Raw genomic sequence first — 15,373 nt, forward strand, 5'->3', positions numbered from 1 at the left:
TCATGGCGAAGATCAAGAAGGGCGACCTGGTTCAGGTCATCTCGGGCGCCAAGCCCGAGCGTGGTGGCGACCGCGGCAAGCAGGGCAAGGTCCTCGACGTCCTCGTCGAGCAGAACCGTGTCGTCGTCGAAGGCGTCAACTACGTCACCAAGCACACGCGCGTCGGTCAGACGCAGCGTGGTACGAAGACGGGTGGTCTCGAGACCGTCGAGGCGCCCATCCACATCTCGAACGTCGCACTCGTCGACCCCTCGACCAAGAAGCCGACCAAGGTCGGCCACCGGGTCGAGGAGCAGACCAAGGACGGCGTGAAGCGCACCGTCCGCGTGCGCTTCGCGAAGAAGAGCGGTAAGGACCTCTGATGGCAACGACCGACGCTGCGGTGGCTGGCAAGATCCAGCCCCGCCTGAAGGCGAAGTACAACGCCGAGATCAAGAAGGCTCTGCAGGACGAGTTCGGCTACGAGAACGTCATGCAGATCCCCGGCCTGGTCAAGGTCGTCGTGAACACCGGTGTCGGCGAGGCTGCTCGCGACAGCAAGGTGATCGATGGTGCAGTCGACGACCTCACCAAGATCACCGGCCAGAAGCCGATCGTCACCAAGGCCCGCAAGTCCATCGCGCAGTTCAAGCTGCGTGAGGGCCAGGCCATCGGCGCGCACGTCACCCTCCGTGGCGACCGTGCGTGGGAGTTCGTGGACCGCCTGGTCTCGCTCGCCCTGCCCCGCATCCGCGACTTCCGCGGTCTGTCGGCCAAGCAGTTCGACGGCAACGGCAACTACACCTTCGGTCTCCAGGAGCAGAGCGTGTTCCACGAGATCGATCAGGACAAGATCGACCGCGTCCGTGGTTTCGACATCACCGTCGTGACCTCGGCGAAGACGGACGACGAGGGTCGGGCGCTGCTCCGTCACCTCGGCTTCCCGTTCCGCGCGGACGACGCCCAGGCGTGACCCTTCGACGGGCTCAGTGGTCTCGTGTCACTGAGCCCGTCGATGTGCACGTACAATTGAAGATTGCGTGCTCATCGCAGGCCGTCTGTCGTGTAACGGCAGCCGGAACCTCATGAACGAAAGTAGACAACAATGACAATGACAGACCCGGTCGCAGACATGCTGACCCGTCTGCGCAACGCGAACTCGGCGCACCACGACACCGTGACGCTGCCGTCGAGCAAGCTCAAGACGCACATCGCAGAGATCCTCCAGCAGGAGGGCTACATCGCCGGTTGGGAGACCTCCGACGCGCGTGTGGGCAAGAACCTCACGCTGACGCTGAAGTACGGCCCGAACCGCGAGCGCTCGATCGCGGGCATCAAGCGCGTGTCGAAGCCCGGCCTCCGCGTGTACGCGAAGTCGACCGAGATCCCCACGGTCCTCGGCGGCCTCGGCGTGGCCATCCTGTCCACCTCCTCCGGTCTCCTCACGGACCGCCAGGCTGAGCAGAAGGGCGTGGGCGGAGAAGTTCTCGCCTACGTGTGGTAATCCGAAATGTCGCGTATTGGACGACTTCCCATCGACGTTCCCGCGGGCGTGACCGTTTCGGTCGACGGCCGTGAGGTCGCGGTGAAGGGCCCCAAGGGTGAGCTCACCCTCACGGTGGCCAGCCCCATCGAGGTGTCGGTCGAGGAGAACCAGGTTCTCGTCACCCGCCCCGACGACGAGCGCGAGTCCCGGTCGCTTCACGGCCTGACCCGCACGCTCATCAACAACAACATCATCGGCGTGACCCAGGGCTACACCAAGGGTCTCGAGGTCGTCGGCACCGGTTACCGCGTGCAGCAGAAGGGCAACTCGGTCGAGTTCGCCCTCGGCTTCTCGCACCCGGTCCTGGTCGACCCGCCCGCCGGCATCACGCTCACGGTCGAGGGCACGAACAAGCTCACCGTCAGCGGGATCGACAAGCAGGCCGTCGGTGAGGCGGCCGCGAACATCCGCAAGATCCGCAAGCCCGAGCCGTACAAGGGCAAGGGTGTGCGCTACGCCGGCGAGGTCGTGCGTCGCAAGGCCGGAAAGGCTGGTAAGTAACCATGGCTGTGAAGTCGAAGTCCGACGCCCGCGCGCGTCGTCACGCCCGTCTTCGCAAGAAGATCGTGGGCACCGAGGTGCGTCCGCGCCTCGTCGTCAACCGTTCGGCGCGTCACGTCTTCGTGCAGCTCGTCGACGACAGCAAGGGCCACACGGTTGCCTCGGCCTCGACGCTCGAGACCGACCTGCGTTCGCTGGATGGCGACAAGACCGCCAAGGCTCGCAAGGTCGGCGAGCTCCTCGCCGAGCGTGCGAAGGCCGCAGGCGTTTCCGAGGCAGTGTTCGACCGTGGCGGCAACCGCTACGCGGGTCGTGTCGCCGCCATCGCCGACGGCGCCCGTGAAGGGGGTCTGGCACTGTGAGTGACAACAAGGAGAACGAAGTGACCGAAGCGGCTGCTGCCACTTCCGAGACGGCCGCCGGCACCACGCAGGCTGAGCCCACTCGCGACCAGCGGGACGGCCGCCGCGGCGGACGTGACCGCAACCAGGGCGGCCGCGACCGCAACTCGCGCGACCGCGGCGACAACCAGTTCCTGGAGCGCGTCGTCACCATCAACCGTGTCTCGAAGGTCGTGAAGGGTGGTCGTCGCTTCAGCTTCACCGCTCTCGTGGTCGTCGGCGACGGCAACGGTCTGGTGGGCGTCGGCTACGGCAAGGCCCGTGAGGTCCCCCTGGCGATCTCGAAGGGTGTCGAAGAGGCCAAGCGCAACTTCTTCCGCGTCCCGCGCGTCGGCAGCACCATCCCGCACCCCGTGCAGGGTGAGTCGGCCGCCGGTGTGGTGCTCCTGCGCCCCGCCGCCGCCGGTACCGGTGTCATCGCCGGTGGTCCGGTCCGCGCCGTGCTCGAGTGCGCCGGCATCCACGACGTGCTGTCCAAGTCGCTCGGCTCGTCGAACACGATCAACATCGTGCACGCGACGGTCACCGCCCTGAAGGAGCTCGAGGAGCCCCGCGCCGTCGCCGCACGTCGTGGTCTCGAGTTCGACCAGGTCGCCCCGGCCCGGCTCGTCCGCGCCGAGGCCGAGGCCATCGCCGCACAGAAGGTAGGTGCCTGATGGCCGCGCGACTCAAGGTCACGCAGATCAAGTCCAAGGTGAGCGAGAAGCAGAACCAGCGCGACACGCTGCGCAGCCTCGGTCTCAAGCGGATCGGTGACACCACCGTCCGCCCCGACGACGCGCAGACGCGCGGCTACGTCAAGACCGTCGCCCACCTCGTCAAGGTTGAGGAGATCGACTAATGGCTGAGAAGAACGAGGCCGTCGAGGCCGAGAAGGCCACGAAGAAGGCGGCGGCTCCCAAGGCCGACGCCGCCAAGAAGCCCGCCGCGAAGAAGGCACCGGCCAAGACCGCTGCCGCCGACGCGAAGGCCGACGGCTCCGCCAAGGCTGCGCCGAAGAAGGACGCCCCGGCGTCCCGCCCCGGCGTGCTGAAGGTCCACCACCTGCGTCCGGTCCCGGGTGCCAACACCGCGAAGACCCGTGTCGGTCGCGGTGAGGGCTCTAAGGGCAAGACGGCCGGTCGCGGCACGAAGGGCACCAAGGCCCGCAACACCGTGCGCGTCGGCTTCGAGGGTGGCCAGATGCCGCTGCACATGCGCACGCCGAAGCTGCGCGGCTTCAAGAACCCGTTCCGCGTCGAGTACCAGGTCGTGAACCTGGAGAAGCTCGCGGAGCTCTACCCCCAGGGTGGCGACGTCACCGTGAGCGACCTGGTGGCCAAGGGTGCGGTTCGCAAGAACGAGAAGGTCAAGGTTCTCGGCAACGGCGACATCGCCGTGAAGCTCACCGTCGCGGTCGACAAGGTCTCGGGTGCCGCCGAGCAGAAGATCGTGGCTGCGGGCGGATCCGTCAAGTAACCACTGCGGAAGAGGGGTCGGAGATTCTCCGGCCCCTCTTCTGGTTCGGCGGGGGAGAAGCCGACCGCTCGCATTCCCCGGACCTCGGAGTGGGTTACCCTGGTGTTTCAGCCGCCCCTCGGGGGTTCGGCCACCTTTTCAGGAGGAACGTTCTTGTTTAGCGCCATCGCGCGGATCTTCCGCACGCCCGACCTGCGTCGGAAGATCGGTTTCACTCTCGCGATCATCGCGATCTACCGTCTGGGCTCGAACGTCCCCGCGCCGTTCGTCAACTTCCCGAACGTGGAGCAGTGTCTCGCGGCCAATGCCGGCACCGAGGGTCTGCTCGGACTCGTCAACCTCTTCTCCGGCGGCGCTCTGCTGCAGCTGTCGATCTTCGCGCTCGGTGTCATGCCGTACATCACGGCGACGATCATCACGCAGCTCCTGCGCGTCGTCATCCCGCACTTCGAGGCGCTGCACAAGGAGGGCCAGGCCGGACAGGCCAAGCTCACCCAGTACACGCGGTACCTCACGATCGCGCTCGCGCTCCTGCAGTCGACGACGCTGGTCACTGTGGCCCGCACCGGTCAGCTCTTCGGAACGACCGACATCGGGGCGTGCACCCAGCTCCTCACCAACGACGTGTGGTGGGCGCAGGTGCTCATCATCATGGCGATGACGGCCGGCACGGGTCTGATCATGTGGTTCGCCGAGCTCGTCACCGAGCGCGGCATCGGCAACGGCATGTCGCTGCTGATCTTCACCTCCATCGCCGCGACGTTCCCCGGTGCGATGTCGATCATCTGGCAGACCCGCGGCTTCGAGGTGTTCCTCCTCGTGCTGCTCGTCGGCATCATCGTGATGGGGCTCGTGGTGTTCGTCGAGCAGTCGCAGCGGCGCATCCCCGTGCAGTACGCGAAGCGCATGGTGGGACGCCGCACCTACGGCGGCACGAACACGTACATCCCGATCAAGGTGAACATGGCGGGCGTGATCCCCGTCATCTTCGCCTCGTCGCTGCTGTACATCCCCGCACTCATCGCGCAGTTCAACACCCCCCAGGATGGCTCCACGCCGCCCGCCTGGGTCAGCTGGATCAGCGCGAACTTCACCACCGGCAACAGCCCGATCTACATGGCGGCGTACTTCCTGCTGATCATCGGGTTCACCTACTTCTACGTCGCGATCACGTTCAACCCGGTCGAGGTCGCCGACAACATGAAGAAGTACGGCGGCTTCATCCCCGGGATCCGGGCCGGCCGTCCGACCGCGGAGTACCTGGACTACGTGCTCACCCGCATCACGCTCCCCGGTTCCCTCTACCTGGGTCTGATCGCCCTCATCCCGTTGATCGCCCTCGCCACGGTCGGCGCCAACCAGAACTTCCCGTTCGGTGGCGCGTCGATCCTCATCATCGTCGGCGTTGGTCTCGAGACGGTCAAGCAGATCGATGCCCAGCTGCAGCAGCGACACTACGAAGGACTTCTCCGATGACAGCATCCGCACGTCTTCTCATCGTCGGCCCCCAGGGTTCCGGCAAGGGCACGCAGGGTGTGCGCATCGCCGAGTCCTACGGGATCCCCGTCGTCTCGACCGGCGACATCTTCCGCGCGAACATCAAGGAGGGGACGGCTCTCGGCCAGCAGGTCACGGCCATCCTCGACAAGGGCGACCTCGTCCCGGACGAGTTGACGAGCGAGATCGTGCGCGATCGGCTGAGCCAGGACGACGCGCAGAACGGTTTCCTCCTCGACGGCTATCCCCGCAACACCGCTCAGGTCGCGCACCTGGACGCATTCCTCGAAGGACGCGGCGAGGCGCTGGACGCGGTGATCCTCCTCGACGTCCCGCGCGAGGAGAGCATCGCCCGCCTCACCCTCCGCGCTGCGGAGCAGGGGCGTTCCGACGACACGGACGAGGCCATCGCGCACCGACTCGACATCTACGAGAAGGAGACGGCGCCGATCATCGAGCTCTACAGCAGCCGCGGCATCGTCGACCGCATCGACGGCGTGGGCTCCCTCGAGGAGATCACGGAGCGCATCGCCGCCGCCCTGGCCGCTCGCGGGCTGCGTTCCGCCACCTCCGCCGTCTGAGATGTTCCGCCGCTCGATCTACAAGACCCCGGCTCAGCTGCGAGCCCTGGTCGAGCCTGGCCTCATCACCGCCGAGGCCCTCGACGCCGTCCGGGCGCTCGTCAAGCCGGGGGTGAAGACGATCGAGCTCGACGCCGCCGCGAACCGCGCGATCGTGCAGCGGGGAGCGGAGTCGAACTTCCAGCTCGTCAAGGGCTACCACCACACGATCTGCGTCTCGGTGAACGAGCAGGTCGTGCACGGCATCCCGGGGGAGCGGGTGCTTCAACCGGGCGACATCGTCTCGGTGGACTGCGGCGCCCAGTTCGAGGGCTGGAACGGCGACAGCGCGATCACCATCGTCGTCCCCGATCCCGAGCGTCCGGAGCTCGTCTCCCGCCGCGAGGAGCTCTCGCGCGTGACCGAGGGCTCGATGTGGGCGGGGATCGCCGCGATGGCCACAGCGTCGTCGATCGACGAGATCGGGGCTGCCATCCAGGACTACATCGAGGCGCAGGGGCCGTCCGCCGTGAGCGGCGAGCCCTACGGGATCCTCCGCGAGTACGTCGGCCACGGCATCGGGCGGAAGATGCACGAGGCGCCCAGCGTCTTCAACTACCGGACGCCCGACCGCGGCGCGGACGTGAAGCCCGGGCTCGTGCTCGCCATCGAGCCCATGGTCACCGCCGGCGGCGAGGCGACGTTCGTGGAGGACGACGACTGGACCGTCACGACGGTCGACGGCACCGACGGCTCACATTGGGAACATAGCGTCGCCCGGCATGATGGGGGCATCTGGGTGCTCACCGCGCCCGATGGTGGAAGAGCCGGACTCGCCCCGTTCGGGGTCGAGCCTCGAGAGATCGGAAAGTAATGGCAGCGGCGAAGAGCAACACCAACTGGTTCGCGATCGGCGTCTCCATCGCCGTCGTCGTGGTCCTGGTGGCCCTCGGCGGACTCGTGGTGTTCCTCAACAACCAGGCGACCTCGCCCGGCGCCACCCCGACCGCCAGCGACAACTTCGACGCCGAGGCCGGCTCCATCTCCATGGGAGACGGCGACACCACGGTGTCGGTCTTCCTCGACTTCCAGTGCCCGGTCTGCAAGTCCTTCGAGGACCAGTTCGGCGCCGCCCTCGAGGCCAAGGCGCAGAGCGGAGAGATCACGCTCGAGCAGCACCCCATCGCGATCCTGGACCGCTTCTCGCAGGGCACGGAGTTCTCCTCCCGTTCGGCCGGTGCCGCGTTCTGCGTCGCCGAGTCGGACTCCGACCTCTACTTCGACTACGCGAAGGTCCTGTTCGAGAACCAGCCGGCGGAGAACAGCCCCGGCCTCACGAACGAGCAGCTCGCCGAGTTCGCCACCCAGGTCGGCGCGGGCGACGACGTCGTGTCCTGCATCACCGACGAGACGTACCGCAAGTTCGGTGCCGCGCAGGCGAAAGCCAACGATATCCAGGGCACGCCGACCGTCGAGATCGACGGCGAGCGGCTCGACCTGCAGAACCAGGAAGACATGAAGCGGTTCACCGACCTGCTCGGCTGACACGCGCTCACCCCGCTCGACGCCCCATTCGGCCAAGTTGCCGGATGGGGCGTCGTCGGATAACATGGATCTTTGGTGCCTTGTGCCATGCGTTCGGCGTGTCCGATCCGGCCCGGTACCGCACACCACCCACCCACCGCAGATCGACCGATCTGCAGAAGCGTCAGCGAGGCTATGGCTAAGAAAGACGGTGTCATCGAGATCGAGGGCGTGATCTCCGAGGCTCTTCCCAACGCGATGTTCCGCGTTGAGCTCAGCAACGGACACAAGGTCCTGGCAACGATCTCCGGAAAGATGCGGCAGAACTACATCCGTATCATCCCCGAGGACCGTGTGGTCGTGGAGCTCAGCCCCTACGACCTGACCCGCGGCCGCATCGTCTACCGCTACCGCTGATCGGTCGAGAAGTAACGGCTGGCCTTCGACGGGCTCAGGGACCCAGGTCTCCGAGGTCGGACATCGGGCAGCACGAAGACAGCGAACAGGAAACATCATGAAGGTCAACCCCAGCGTCAAGCCGATCTGCGACCACTGCAAGGTGATCCGCCGCCACGGCCGCGTCATGGTGATCTGCAAGAGCAACCCGCGCCACAAGCAGCGCCAGGGCTGAGCCCCCGCTGCGTGAGTGCCGCTCTCGCAATCTCATAACTCAATACGAAACGGCAGGATCAGAACCCGCGTGAGCGGGGGACACCTCGGGGCGGAGGCCCGGGCACCGATCCTGCTCCACACCTCCACAACACCCAGGAGAACCGCATGGCACGTCTTGCCGGCGTTGACATCCCGCGCGACAAGCGCGTGGTGATCGCCCTTACCTACATCTACGGCGTCGGCCGTACCCGCTCGGTCGAGATCCTCAAGGCGACCGACATCGACGAGAGCATCCGCGTGAAGGACCTCAGCGATGACCAGCTCATCGCCCTCCGCGACTACATCGAAGGCAACTACAAGGTGGAGGGTGACCTGCGCCGCGAGGTCGCCGCAGACATCCGCCGCAAGGTCGAGATCGGCTCCTACGAGGGCCTCCGCCACCGTCGTGGCCTTCCGGTCCGCGGTCAGCGCACCAAGACCAACGCCCGTACCCGCAAGGGCCCGAAGCGCACCGTCGCCGGCAAGAAGAAGGCCCGCTAAGCAGCGGCCAGGGACTAGGAGAACACTTTCATGGCTGCACCCAAGGCCGCCGCGCGCAAGCCGCGCCGCAAGGAGAAGAAGAACATCGCGCTGGGCCAGGCCCACATCAAGTCGACGTTCAACAACACCATCGTTTCGATCACCGACCCGTCCGGCGCCGTCATCGCCTGGGCCTCGTCGGGTGGCGTGGGCTTCAAGGGCTCCCGCAAGTCGACCCCCTACGCCGCCGGCATGGCAGCGGAGTCCGCTGCCCGCCAGGCCGCTGAGCACGGCGTGAAGAGGGTCGACGTCCTCGTGAAGGGTCCGGGCTCCGGCCGCGAGACCGCGATCCGCTCGCTGCAGGCCGCCGGCCTCGAGGTGGGTTCGATCCAGGACGTCACCCCGCAGGCGCACAACGGCTGCCGTCCGCCGAAGCGCCGCCGCGTCTGATGCGTGTGCCGAGCCGCTCGTCCTTCGGGTCGAGCGGCTCGGCGCCCCGCGTGGGGCATCGACTTCCACAACTCAAGACCTCACCCCACCACATGTCATATAGCGGGCATGTGATCGAAAGGAACACAGAGTGCTTATTGCACAGCGTCCCACACTGACCGAGGAAAAGATCGTCGAGAACCGGAGCCGGTTCATCATCGAGCCTCTGGAGCCCGGCTTCGGCTACACGATCGGCAACGCGCTGCGTCGCAGCCTGCTGTCGTCGATCCCCGGCGCCGCTGTCACCAGCGTCCGCATCGACGGTGTGCTGCACGAGTTCAGCACGATCCCCGGCGTGAAGGAGGATGTCACCGAGATCATCCTCAACATCAAGCAGCTGGTCGTCTCCAGCGAGCGCGACGAGCCCATCACCGCGTACCTCCGCAAGACCGGTGCCGGTGAAGTGACCGCCGCCGACATCTCGGCTCCGGCCGGTGTCGAGGTGCACAACCCCGAGCTCGTCATCGCGACGCTCAACGACACCGCCAAGTTCGAGCTCGAGCTCACCATCGAGCGCGGCCGTGGCTACGTCTCCGCGACGCAGAACCGCAACGAGTACGCCGAGGCCGGTCAGATCCCGATCGACTCGATCTACTCGCCCGTGCTCAAGGTCAGCTATCGCGTCGACGCCACCCGTGCCGGTGAGCGCACCGACTTCGACAAGCTCATCCTCGACGTCGAGACCAAGTCGGCGATCAGCCCCCGCGACGCCGTCGCGTCGGCCGCCAAGACGCTCACCGAGCTGTTCGGTCTCGCCCGCGAGCTGAACGTCGAGGCCGAGGGCATCGAGATCGGTCCGGCGCCGGTGGAGGCTGTGAACTCCAGCGAGCTGTCGATGCCGATCGAGGACCTCGACCTGTCGGTCCGCTCGTACAACTGCCTGAAGCGTGAGGGCATCAACACCGTTTCTGAGCTCGTCGCCCTGTCGGAGACGCAGCTCATGAACATCCGCAATTTCGGCCAGAAGTCGGTCGACGAGGTGCGCGACAAGCTCATCTCGCTCGGTCTGTCGCTCAAGGATTCGGTGCCCGGTTTCGACGGCGCCCACTTCTACGGCGGCAGCGAAGACGAGTCCTTCTGATACCCGACCCTTTCTGACCAGGAGTTAGACGATTATGCCCAAGCCCACCAAGGGTCCCCGCCTCGGAGGCGGCCCCGCCCACGAGCGCCTGCTGCTTGCCAACCTCGCGGCTGCGCTGTACACCCACAAGTCGATCAAGACGACCGAGACGAAGGCCAAGCGCCTCCGTCCCCTCGCCGAGCGCCTCATCACCTTCGCCAAGCGCGGAGACCTGCACGCCCGCCGTCGCGTGCTGTCGGTCATCGGTGACAAGGAAGTCGTGCACGTCCTGTTCAACGAGATCGCTCCGCTCGTCGCGGACCGCGAGGGTGGCTACACGCGCATCACCAAGGTCGGCAACCGCAAGGGCGACAACGCTCCCATGGCCGTGATCGAGCTCGTCCTCGAGCCCGTCACCCCGAAGGCGAAGTCGACCAAGAAGGCCGCCGCGGCTCCGAAGGACGAGAAGCCTGCTGCCGAGGAGGCTCCCGCCGAGGAGACCGTCGAGGCTCCCGCGGACGAGGCCGCTGCCGACGACACGGCTGCCGAGGCCGGCGCCGAGTCGCAGGCCGAGGGCGAGGCCGCTGAGGCCGCCGCCGAGGACGCTGTCGAGAAGAAGTCCGAGTAAGGACCGCTCTGCGACGAAGCCCGCCGCCCCTCTCGGGGTGGCGGGCTTCGTCGTTCAGCGGGGATCGGTGATCCGATAGCGCGCTCCGGGGCGCCCCTTGGTGGAGTAGTCCAGGGACCGCACGGCCTGGCCCGTGGCGGCGAGGTGCTCGAGATAGCGACGGGCGCTGACGCGGGAGATGGCGAGGTCATCCCCGATCTCGGTCGCCGAGGCATCCGGTCGGGCGGCGAGGGCGGCGGAGACCCGTTCCAGGGTCTCCGCGCTCAAGCCCTTCGGCAACCCGTACCGCTCCCGGAAGGCGATGATCGCGTCGGCCGTCTCGACCCGGCGGACGACGTCGTGCAGCTCGGTGTGGTCGCGCAGCAGGAGCGTCGCCCCGACGTCGGCGGAACCGTTCCCGGAGGCGGTGCTGCGGGCGACGAGCACATGCGAGCCGACGATCACGGGACGGCCCGCGGCCTCGCCTTCCCGGAGCACGGTGGCGAGGTCGGCGCCGAGCACCTCGTCGGCGGGAGCACCGTCGAGGTCGGCGGCATCGCGACCGAGGAACCGCGCAGCCGCGTCGTTGACCAGGGTGATCCGCCCGGCACCGTCCACCGTCACCACGCCTTCGCTGAGCCCGTGCAGGGTCGTCTCCTGGTTCTTGACCAGCGCCGCGATCTGGTGCGGCTCGAGCCGGTAGATGCGTCGCCGGATGAACGACGTCACCCACGCGGCCCCGAAGACCCCGAGGACCGCTGCCACGAGCATGGCGGAGATGAGTCCGACGAGATTGCTGGTGAACTCCTCGTTCAGCTCGGACTCCAGGATGCCGACGGACGCCGTGCCGATGACGGCGCCGTCCTCGTCGCGGATGGGCACCTTCACCCGCCACGAGGTCCCGAGCGTACCGGTCTGCGTGCCGACGAAGATCTCGCCGCCGAGCGGGATCGACGGGTCGGTGGACACCCGCTCGCCGATGCGGTCGGTGTTCGGATGCGAGTACCGGATGCCCTCGTCGTTGGCGACCACCACGTAGGCGAGGTCGGAGGCCTCGCGGATGACCTCGGCGACCGGCTGGATGGCGGCGGCCGGATCCTCGTCGTCGAAGGCATCGAGGACGACGGGGAGCGCGGCGACGGACTGGGCGACCGCCTGCATGCGGTCCTTGTAGGCCTCGCGAAGCGCGTTCTCCTGGAACGCCCCGGCGGCGATGCCGGTGCCGAGGGTCACCAGGAACACGATCAGCGCCTGCAGCGCGAGCAGCTGCACACGGAGCGTCATCTTCGAGGCCACGGACCCATTCTCCCGCCTGGGTGGACGGGTCGCGAGCCGGCGACGCAGCTGGTCGCGACCAATAGTTTCGGAACGCGACCAATGGTTTCCGAAGCTTGAGCGGGCGCATCCGCGCCTCGACAGTGGACGGATTGCACCCGAACGCTCAAGGAGGAGCGCCATGAATCACGCCCGCATCGGGACCATCGCCGCGGCCGTCGCCGCGACCGCCCTCGTCCTCACCTCGTGCTCGACCGCCGACGGCGGAACGGCCGGCTCCGACGGCGGCGACGAGGCGGTCGCCATCACCGACGTCAACATCGTCGTCCCCGCCGACCCGGGCGGCGGCTGGGACCAGACCGGACGCGCCCTCTCGCAGCTGCTGACGCAGGAGGACATCGTCGGCTCGGCGCCCGTCACCAACGTCGGCGGCGCCGGAGGCACGGTGGGCCTCGCGCAGCTCGCCAACGAGAAGGACCCGGCGACCCTCATGGTCATGGGCCTCGTGATGGTGGGTGCGGTGGAGACCAACGCCTCCGCCGTCCGCATCGAGGACATGACCCCGATCGCCCGCCTCACCGACGAGCCCCTCGTCGTGGTCGTGCCAGCGGACTCCGAGTACGACACCCTGGAGGACCTCGTCGAGGACGTCGTGGACAAGGGCCAGGAGGTCACGATCACGGGCGGCTCCGCCGGGGGAGCCGATCACATCCTCGCCGGACTGCTGCTCGAGGAGGCGGGACTCGACGGCGCGGAGATCGCCGAGAAGCTGAACTACACGCCCAACTCGGGCGGCGGCGAGGCCACCTCGCTGATCCTGGGCGGCAAGGTCTCGGCCGGCATCTCCGGCGTGGGCGAGTTCCTGCAGCACATCGAGGCCGGCACCATGAAGGCCCTCGCCGTCTCGTCGGAGGAGCCGGTCCCGCAGCTGCCGGACGTCGACACGATCACCGACTCCGGGTACGACGTCGTGCTCACCAACTGGCGCGGCGTGATCGCCCCGGGCGGGATCAGCGACGCCGAGCGCTCGGAACTCGAGCGCCTCGTCACCGAGCTGGAGGCGTCCGACGCGTGGAAGGACGAGCTGGAGACGCGAGGGTGGGCGGACGCTTTCCTCACCGGCGCGGAGTTCGACGAGTTCCTCGACGGCAATATCGCCGAGGTCACCACGACGCTGCAGAACATCGGGCTGGTCGGCTGAGATGACGACCGGGTCTTCCGGACCCGGCGAGGAGGTGCGGACCGACGCCCGTCGGTCCGCACGTCTCGTCGCGTCCCTGCCGCGGGGTGAGCTCGTCTTCGCCCTGCTGATGGTGGCCCTCGGCGTGTTCGCTCTCGCCGGGGTCTTCACCATCCATGTGCCCGCGGGCGGCCAGGTCGGCCCGACGGTCTTCCCGCTGTTCGTCTCGATCCTGCTGCTCGGCTCCTCTCTCGCCGTCGTGGTGAGCATCCTCCGCGGCCACCGCGGCGTTCCGGAGGAGGGGGAGGACGTCGATCAGAGCCTGCCGACCGACTGGCTCACGCTCGTCAAGATCGTCGCGCTCGTGGTCGCCCATCTGCTTCTCATCGAGCCGCTCGGCTGGGCCCCGGCGGCGGCTCTGCTGTTCGGCGGCGTCGCGTGGGCGCTGGGCGCCCGCCGCTGGTGGATGGCGCTCCTCATCGGCGCCGTCCTCGCGCTGGTCGTCCAGGTCGTGTTCGGCGGTCTGCTCGGGCTGTCGCTCCCCTGGGGACCGGCGCTCGGCTGGCTGGGAAGGATGTTCTGATGGACAGCTGGAGTCTGCTCCTCGAGGGGTTCGCGACCGCGCTGCAGCCCCAGTACCTCGTGTTCGCCTTCTTCGGCGTGCTGATCGGCACCGCCGTGGGCGTGCTCCCCGGGATCGGGCCGGCGATGACCGTCGCCCTGCTCCTTCCCCTCACCTACACGTTGGAACCGGCCGCAGCGCTCATCACGTTCGCGGGGATCTACTACGGCGGCATGTACGGCGGGTCGACCACGAGCATCCTGCTGAACACCCCGGGGGAGTCGTCGTCGATCGTGACGGCGATCGAGGGCAACAAGATGGCGAAGCTCGGGCGGGGCGCGGCGGCCCTGGCCACCGCGGCCCTCGGGTCGTTCGTCGCCGGAACCCTCGCCACGGTGGGCTTGACGCTGCTCGCACCGGTGCTCGCGCACTTCGCCGTGAATCTCGGGCCGGCCGACTACGTGGCTCTCATCGTCGTGGCCTTCGTCACGGTCGGTGCGCTGATGGGGTCATCCGTGCCGCGCGGTCTGCTGTCGCTCGGCGTCGGTCTGTTCCTCGGCCTGGTCGGCACCGACTGGCTCTCGGGTCAGCAGCGGTACACGCTCGGCCTGCTGCCCCTGGCGGACGGCATCGATGTGGTGCTCGTGGCGGTGGGGCTCTTCGCGGTCGGCGAGACGCTGTACGTCGCGGCGCGCCTGCGGCACGGCGCGATCGAGGTGATCCCGGTGTCGCGCGGGTGGCGCAGCTGGATGACGAAGGACGACTGGCGTCGTTCATGGAAGCCCTGGCTCCGCGGCACCGCCATCGGCTTCCCGATCGGCACGATCCCCGCCGGCGGTGCGGACGTGGCGACCTTCCTGTCCTACGCGACCGAGCGCAAGCTCTCGCGCCGCAAGGAGGAGTTCGGCCGTGGGGCCATCGAAGGAGTAGCGGGCCCGGAGTCGGCGAACAACGCCGCGGCCGCGGGCGTGCTCGTGCCCCTGCTCACGCTGGGACTTCCGACGACGGCGACGGCCGCGATCATCCTCACCGCGTTCCAGACGTACGGGCTCCAGCCCGGGCCGCAGCTGTTCACCGGACAGGCGGACCTCGTGTGGGCACTGGTCGCGAGCCTCTACATCGGCAACGTGATCCTGCTCGTGCTGAACCTGCCGCTCGTGGGCATGTGGGTGAAGCTCCTGCAGATCCCGCGGCCGTATCTGTACGCGGGCATCCTCCTGTTCGCCGCCTTCGGGGCGTACGCGCTGAACTTCGCGGTCGTCGACATCCTGATCCTGCTGATCATCGGCGTCCTCGGCTACTTCCTGCGGCGGTACGGGTTCCCGGTGGCGCCGCTGGTGGTGGGCATGATCCTCGGGCCGATGGGGGAGGAGCAGCTGCGCCGTGCGCTGCAGCTGAGCCAGGGCGACCTGACGACGCTCATCGCGCAGCCGTTCTCCGCGGTCGCCTACGTCATCCTCGCGCTGCTGATCGCCGGCGGGCTGTGGCTGCGGCGCCGGCAGCGCCGGTACGAGCAGGCGCTCACGGAGTCCATCGCGGTGCCCGTCAAAGCGGACTCGGAGGTCTGAGGCCGTTCGATTCGAGGAGGGGAGAGGCCGGGAGT

22 protein-coding genes are annotated in these 15,373 nt (G+C 67.8%); 21 read left to right on the forward strand and 1 reads right to left on the reverse strand.

Annotated elements, in window-relative coordinates; translation table 11 throughout:
• Positions 1 to 2: 2 nt before the first annotated feature.
• The 18 genes from rplX to rplQ all read left to right on the forward strand — a co-directional run bounded on the left by rplX (position 3) and on the right by rplQ (position 10,774).
• Positions 3 to 362 (forward strand): 50S ribosomal protein L24, encoded by a 360-nt coding sequence (gene rplX / locus B2W79_RS01100; RefSeq protein WP_025102398.1) that lies wholly within the window; start codon positions 3 to 5, stop codon positions 360 to 362.
• Entirely contained in the window at positions 362 to 952 is a 591-nt protein-coding gene (rplE, locus tag B2W79_RS01105) for a 50S ribosomal protein L5 (protein WP_025102397.1), read from the forward strand. The genes rplX and rplE overlap by 1 nt, the downstream gene beginning before the upstream one ends.
• A gap of 132 nt (positions 953 to 1,084) precedes the next feature.
• Positions 1,085 to 1,483, forward strand: coding sequence for a 30S ribosomal protein S8 (rpsH, locus tag B2W79_RS01110; RefSeq protein WP_025102396.1), 399 nt, complete (start codon positions 1,085 to 1,087; stop codon positions 1,481 to 1,483).
• A 6-nt stretch (positions 1,484 to 1,489) separates the two neighbouring features.
• Positions 1,490 to 2,026 carry a 50S ribosomal protein L6 gene (gene rplF / locus B2W79_RS01115; protein ID WP_025102395.1) on the forward strand — a complete coding sequence of 179 codons (537 nt, stop codon included), beginning with the start codon at positions 1,490 to 1,492 and terminating at the stop codon, positions 2,024 to 2,026.
• Positions 2,027 to 2,028: 2 nt separating this feature from the next.
• Positions 2,029 to 2,388 carry a 50S ribosomal protein L18 gene (gene rplR / locus B2W79_RS01120; RefSeq protein ID WP_025102394.1) on the forward strand — a complete coding sequence of 120 codons (360 nt, stop codon included), beginning with the start codon at positions 2,029 to 2,031 and terminating at the stop codon, positions 2,386 to 2,388.
• 20 nt (positions 2,389 to 2,408) lie between these two features.
• On the forward strand, positions 2,409 to 3,083 hold the full coding sequence (gene rpsE, locus B2W79_RS01125) for a 30S ribosomal protein S5 (RefSeq protein ID WP_200838869.1): 675 nt from the start codon (positions 2,409 to 2,411) through the stop codon (positions 3,081 to 3,083).
• The gene (gene rpmD, locus B2W79_RS01130; protein ID WP_017201575.1) at positions 3,083 to 3,268 is read left to right on the forward strand and encodes a 50S ribosomal protein L30; all 186 of its coding nucleotides are present in this window, start codon (positions 3,083 to 3,085) and stop codon (positions 3,266 to 3,268) included. The genes rpsE and rpmD overlap by 1 nt, the downstream gene beginning before the upstream one ends.
• Entirely contained in the window at positions 3,268 to 3,885 is a 618-nt protein-coding gene (rplO, locus tag B2W79_RS01135) for a 50S ribosomal protein L15 (RefSeq protein WP_292786089.1), read from the forward strand. Before rpmD ends, rplO begins: the two co-directional genes overlap by 1 nt.
• 153 nt (positions 3,886 to 4,038) lie before the next feature.
• On the forward strand, positions 4,039 to 5,361 hold the full coding sequence (gene secY / locus B2W79_RS01140) for a preprotein translocase subunit SecY (RefSeq protein WP_025102391.1): 1,323 nt from the start codon (positions 4,039 to 4,041) through the stop codon (positions 5,359 to 5,361).
• Complete coding sequence (locus B2W79_RS01145) at positions 5,358 to 5,963, forward strand: adenylate kinase (protein WP_071328952.1); 606 nt, start codon at positions 5,358 to 5,360, stop codon at positions 5,961 to 5,963. Before secY ends, B2W79_RS01145 begins: the two co-directional genes overlap by 4 nt.
• Before the next feature lies 1 nt (position 5,964).
• On the forward strand, positions 5,965 to 6,816 hold the full coding sequence (gene map, locus B2W79_RS01150; RefSeq protein WP_071328951.1) for a type I methionyl aminopeptidase: 852 nt from the start codon (positions 5,965 to 5,967) through the stop codon (positions 6,814 to 6,816).
• A complete protein-coding gene (locus B2W79_RS01155; protein WP_062632864.1) occupies positions 6,816 to 7,487 on the forward strand; it encodes a DsbA family protein in 672 nt (223 codons plus the stop codon). The genes map and B2W79_RS01155 overlap by 1 nt, the downstream gene beginning before the upstream one ends.
• Before the next feature lie 174 nt (positions 7,488 to 7,661).
• Complete coding sequence (gene infA / locus B2W79_RS01160) at positions 7,662 to 7,883, forward strand: translation initiation factor IF-1 (RefSeq protein ID WP_017201569.1); 222 nt, start codon at positions 7,662 to 7,664, stop codon at positions 7,881 to 7,883.
• A gap of 97 nt (positions 7,884 to 7,980) precedes the next feature.
• Positions 7,981 to 8,097: a 50S ribosomal protein L36 gene (rpmJ, locus tag B2W79_RS01165; RefSeq protein ID WP_005050492.1), complete on the forward strand. Its 117-nt coding sequence runs from the start codon at positions 7,981 to 7,983 to the stop codon at positions 8,095 to 8,097.
• 146 nt (positions 8,098 to 8,243) lie between these two features.
• Positions 8,244 to 8,618, forward strand: coding sequence for a 30S ribosomal protein S13 (gene rpsM, locus B2W79_RS01170; protein ID WP_025102387.1), 375 nt, complete (start codon positions 8,244 to 8,246; stop codon positions 8,616 to 8,618).
• Positions 8,619 to 8,648: 30 nt separating this feature from the next.
• Positions 8,649 to 9,047 carry a 30S ribosomal protein S11 gene (gene rpsK / locus B2W79_RS01175; RefSeq protein WP_292786095.1) on the forward strand — a complete coding sequence of 133 codons (399 nt, stop codon included), beginning with the start codon at positions 8,649 to 8,651 and terminating at the stop codon, positions 9,045 to 9,047.
• A 130-nt stretch (positions 9,048 to 9,177) separates the two neighbouring features.
• Positions 9,178 to 10,167: a DNA-directed RNA polymerase subunit alpha gene (locus tag B2W79_RS01180; RefSeq protein ID WP_025102386.1), complete on the forward strand. Its 990-nt coding sequence runs from the start codon at positions 9,178 to 9,180 to the stop codon at positions 10,165 to 10,167.
• A gap of 34 nt (positions 10,168 to 10,201) precedes the next feature.
• A complete protein-coding gene (gene rplQ / locus B2W79_RS01185; RefSeq protein ID WP_292786097.1) occupies positions 10,202 to 10,774 on the forward strand; it encodes a 50S ribosomal protein L17 in 573 nt (190 codons plus the stop codon).
• A 54-nt stretch (positions 10,775 to 10,828) separates the two neighbouring features.
• On the opposite strand, the gene B2W79_RS01190 is transcribed toward rplQ, so the two are convergent.
• Positions 10,829 to 12,049 carry a PAS domain-containing protein gene (locus tag B2W79_RS01190; protein WP_292786099.1) on the reverse strand — a complete coding sequence of 407 codons (1,221 nt, stop codon included), beginning with the start codon at positions 12,047 to 12,049 and terminating at the stop codon, positions 10,829 to 10,831.
• A 160-nt stretch (positions 12,050 to 12,209) separates the two neighbouring features.
• Here B2W79_RS01190 and B2W79_RS01195 point away from each other — a divergent pair, with 160 nt between their 5' ends.
• Genes B2W79_RS01195 through B2W79_RS01205 form a run of 3 tightly spaced genes read left to right on the forward strand, consistent with a single transcriptional unit; the run spans position 12,210 to position 15,338 of the window.
• Entirely contained in the window at positions 12,210 to 13,229 is a 1,020-nt protein-coding gene (locus B2W79_RS01195; RefSeq protein WP_292786101.1) for a Bug family tripartite tricarboxylate transporter substrate binding protein, read from the forward strand.
• A 1-nt stretch (position 13,230) separates the two neighbouring features.
• Complete coding sequence (locus tag B2W79_RS01200) at positions 13,231 to 13,791, forward strand: tripartite tricarboxylate transporter TctB family protein (protein WP_292786103.1); 561 nt, start codon at positions 13,231 to 13,233, stop codon at positions 13,789 to 13,791.
• Positions 13,791 to 15,338: a tripartite tricarboxylate transporter permease gene (locus B2W79_RS01205; RefSeq protein ID WP_292786105.1), complete on the forward strand. Its 1,548-nt coding sequence runs from the start codon at positions 13,791 to 13,793 to the stop codon at positions 15,336 to 15,338. The genes B2W79_RS01200 and B2W79_RS01205 overlap by 1 nt, the downstream gene beginning before the upstream one ends.
• Positions 15,339 to 15,373 lie beyond the last annotated feature (35 nt).

It is taken from the genome of Microbacterium sp. UBA7513 (assembly GCF_002478345.1).
In the GTDB taxonomy this organism is placed as follows: domain Bacteria; phylum Actinomycetota; class Actinomycetes; order Actinomycetales; family Microbacteriaceae; genus Microbacterium.

Bases quoted from the DNA above. Each gene is read 5' to 3' on its own strand.
- rplE (WP_025102397.1), top strand. From the start codon at position 362: ATGGCAACGACCGACGCTGCGGTGGCTGGCAAGATCCAGCCCCGCCTG.
- B2W79_RS01145 (WP_071328952.1), top strand. From the start codon at position 5,358: ATGACAGCATCCGCACGTCTTCTCATCGTCGGCCCCCAGGGTTCCGGC.
- B2W79_RS01195 (WP_292786101.1), top strand. From the start codon at position 12,210: ATGAATCACGCCCGCATCGGGACCATCGCCGCGGCCGTCGCCGCGACC.
- infA (WP_017201569.1), top strand. From the start codon at position 7,662: ATGGCTAAGAAAGACGGTGTCATCGAGATCGAGGGCGTGATCTCCGAG.
- B2W79_RS01205 (WP_292786105.1), top strand. From the start codon at position 13,791: ATGGACAGCTGGAGTCTGCTCCTCGAGGGGTTCGCGACCGCGCTGCAG.
- rpsK (WP_292786095.1), top strand. From the start codon at position 8,649: ATGGCTGCACCCAAGGCCGCCGCGCGCAAGCCGCGCCGCAAGGAGAAG.
- rpsM (WP_025102387.1), top strand. From the start codon at position 8,244: ATGGCACGTCTTGCCGGCGTTGACATCCCGCGCGACAAGCGCGTGGTG.
- rplQ (WP_292786097.1), top strand. From the start codon at position 10,202: ATGCCCAAGCCCACCAAGGGTCCCCGCCTCGGAGGCGGCCCCGCCCAC.
- B2W79_RS01200 (WP_292786103.1), top strand. From the start codon at position 13,231: ATGACGACCGGGTCTTCCGGACCCGGCGAGGAGGTGCGGACCGACGCC.
- rpmD (WP_017201575.1), top strand. From the start codon at position 3,083: ATGGCCGCGCGACTCAAGGTCACGCAGATCAAGTCCAAGGTGAGCGAG.
- rplX (WP_025102398.1), top strand. From the start codon at position 3: ATGGCGAAGATCAAGAAGGGCGACCTGGTTCAGGTCATCTCGGGCGCC.
- B2W79_RS01155 (WP_062632864.1), top strand. From the start codon at position 6,816: ATGGCAGCGGCGAAGAGCAACACCAACTGGTTCGCGATCGGCGTCTCC.
- rplF (WP_025102395.1), top strand. From the start codon at position 1,490: ATGTCGCGTATTGGACGACTTCCCATCGACGTTCCCGCGGGCGTGACC.
- rpsH (WP_025102396.1), top strand. From the start codon at position 1,085: ATGACAATGACAGACCCGGTCGCAGACATGCTGACCCGTCTGCGCAAC.
- rplO (WP_292786089.1), top strand. From the start codon at position 3,268: ATGGCTGAGAAGAACGAGGCCGTCGAGGCCGAGAAGGCCACGAAGAAG.
- rplR (WP_025102394.1), top strand. From the start codon at position 2,029: ATGGCTGTGAAGTCGAAGTCCGACGCCCGCGCGCGTCGTCACGCCCGT.
- map (WP_071328951.1), top strand. From the start codon at position 5,965: ATGTTCCGCCGCTCGATCTACAAGACCCCGGCTCAGCTGCGAGCCCTG.
- rpmJ (WP_005050492.1), top strand. From the start codon at position 7,981: ATGAAGGTCAACCCCAGCGTCAAGCCGATCTGCGACCACTGCAAGGTG.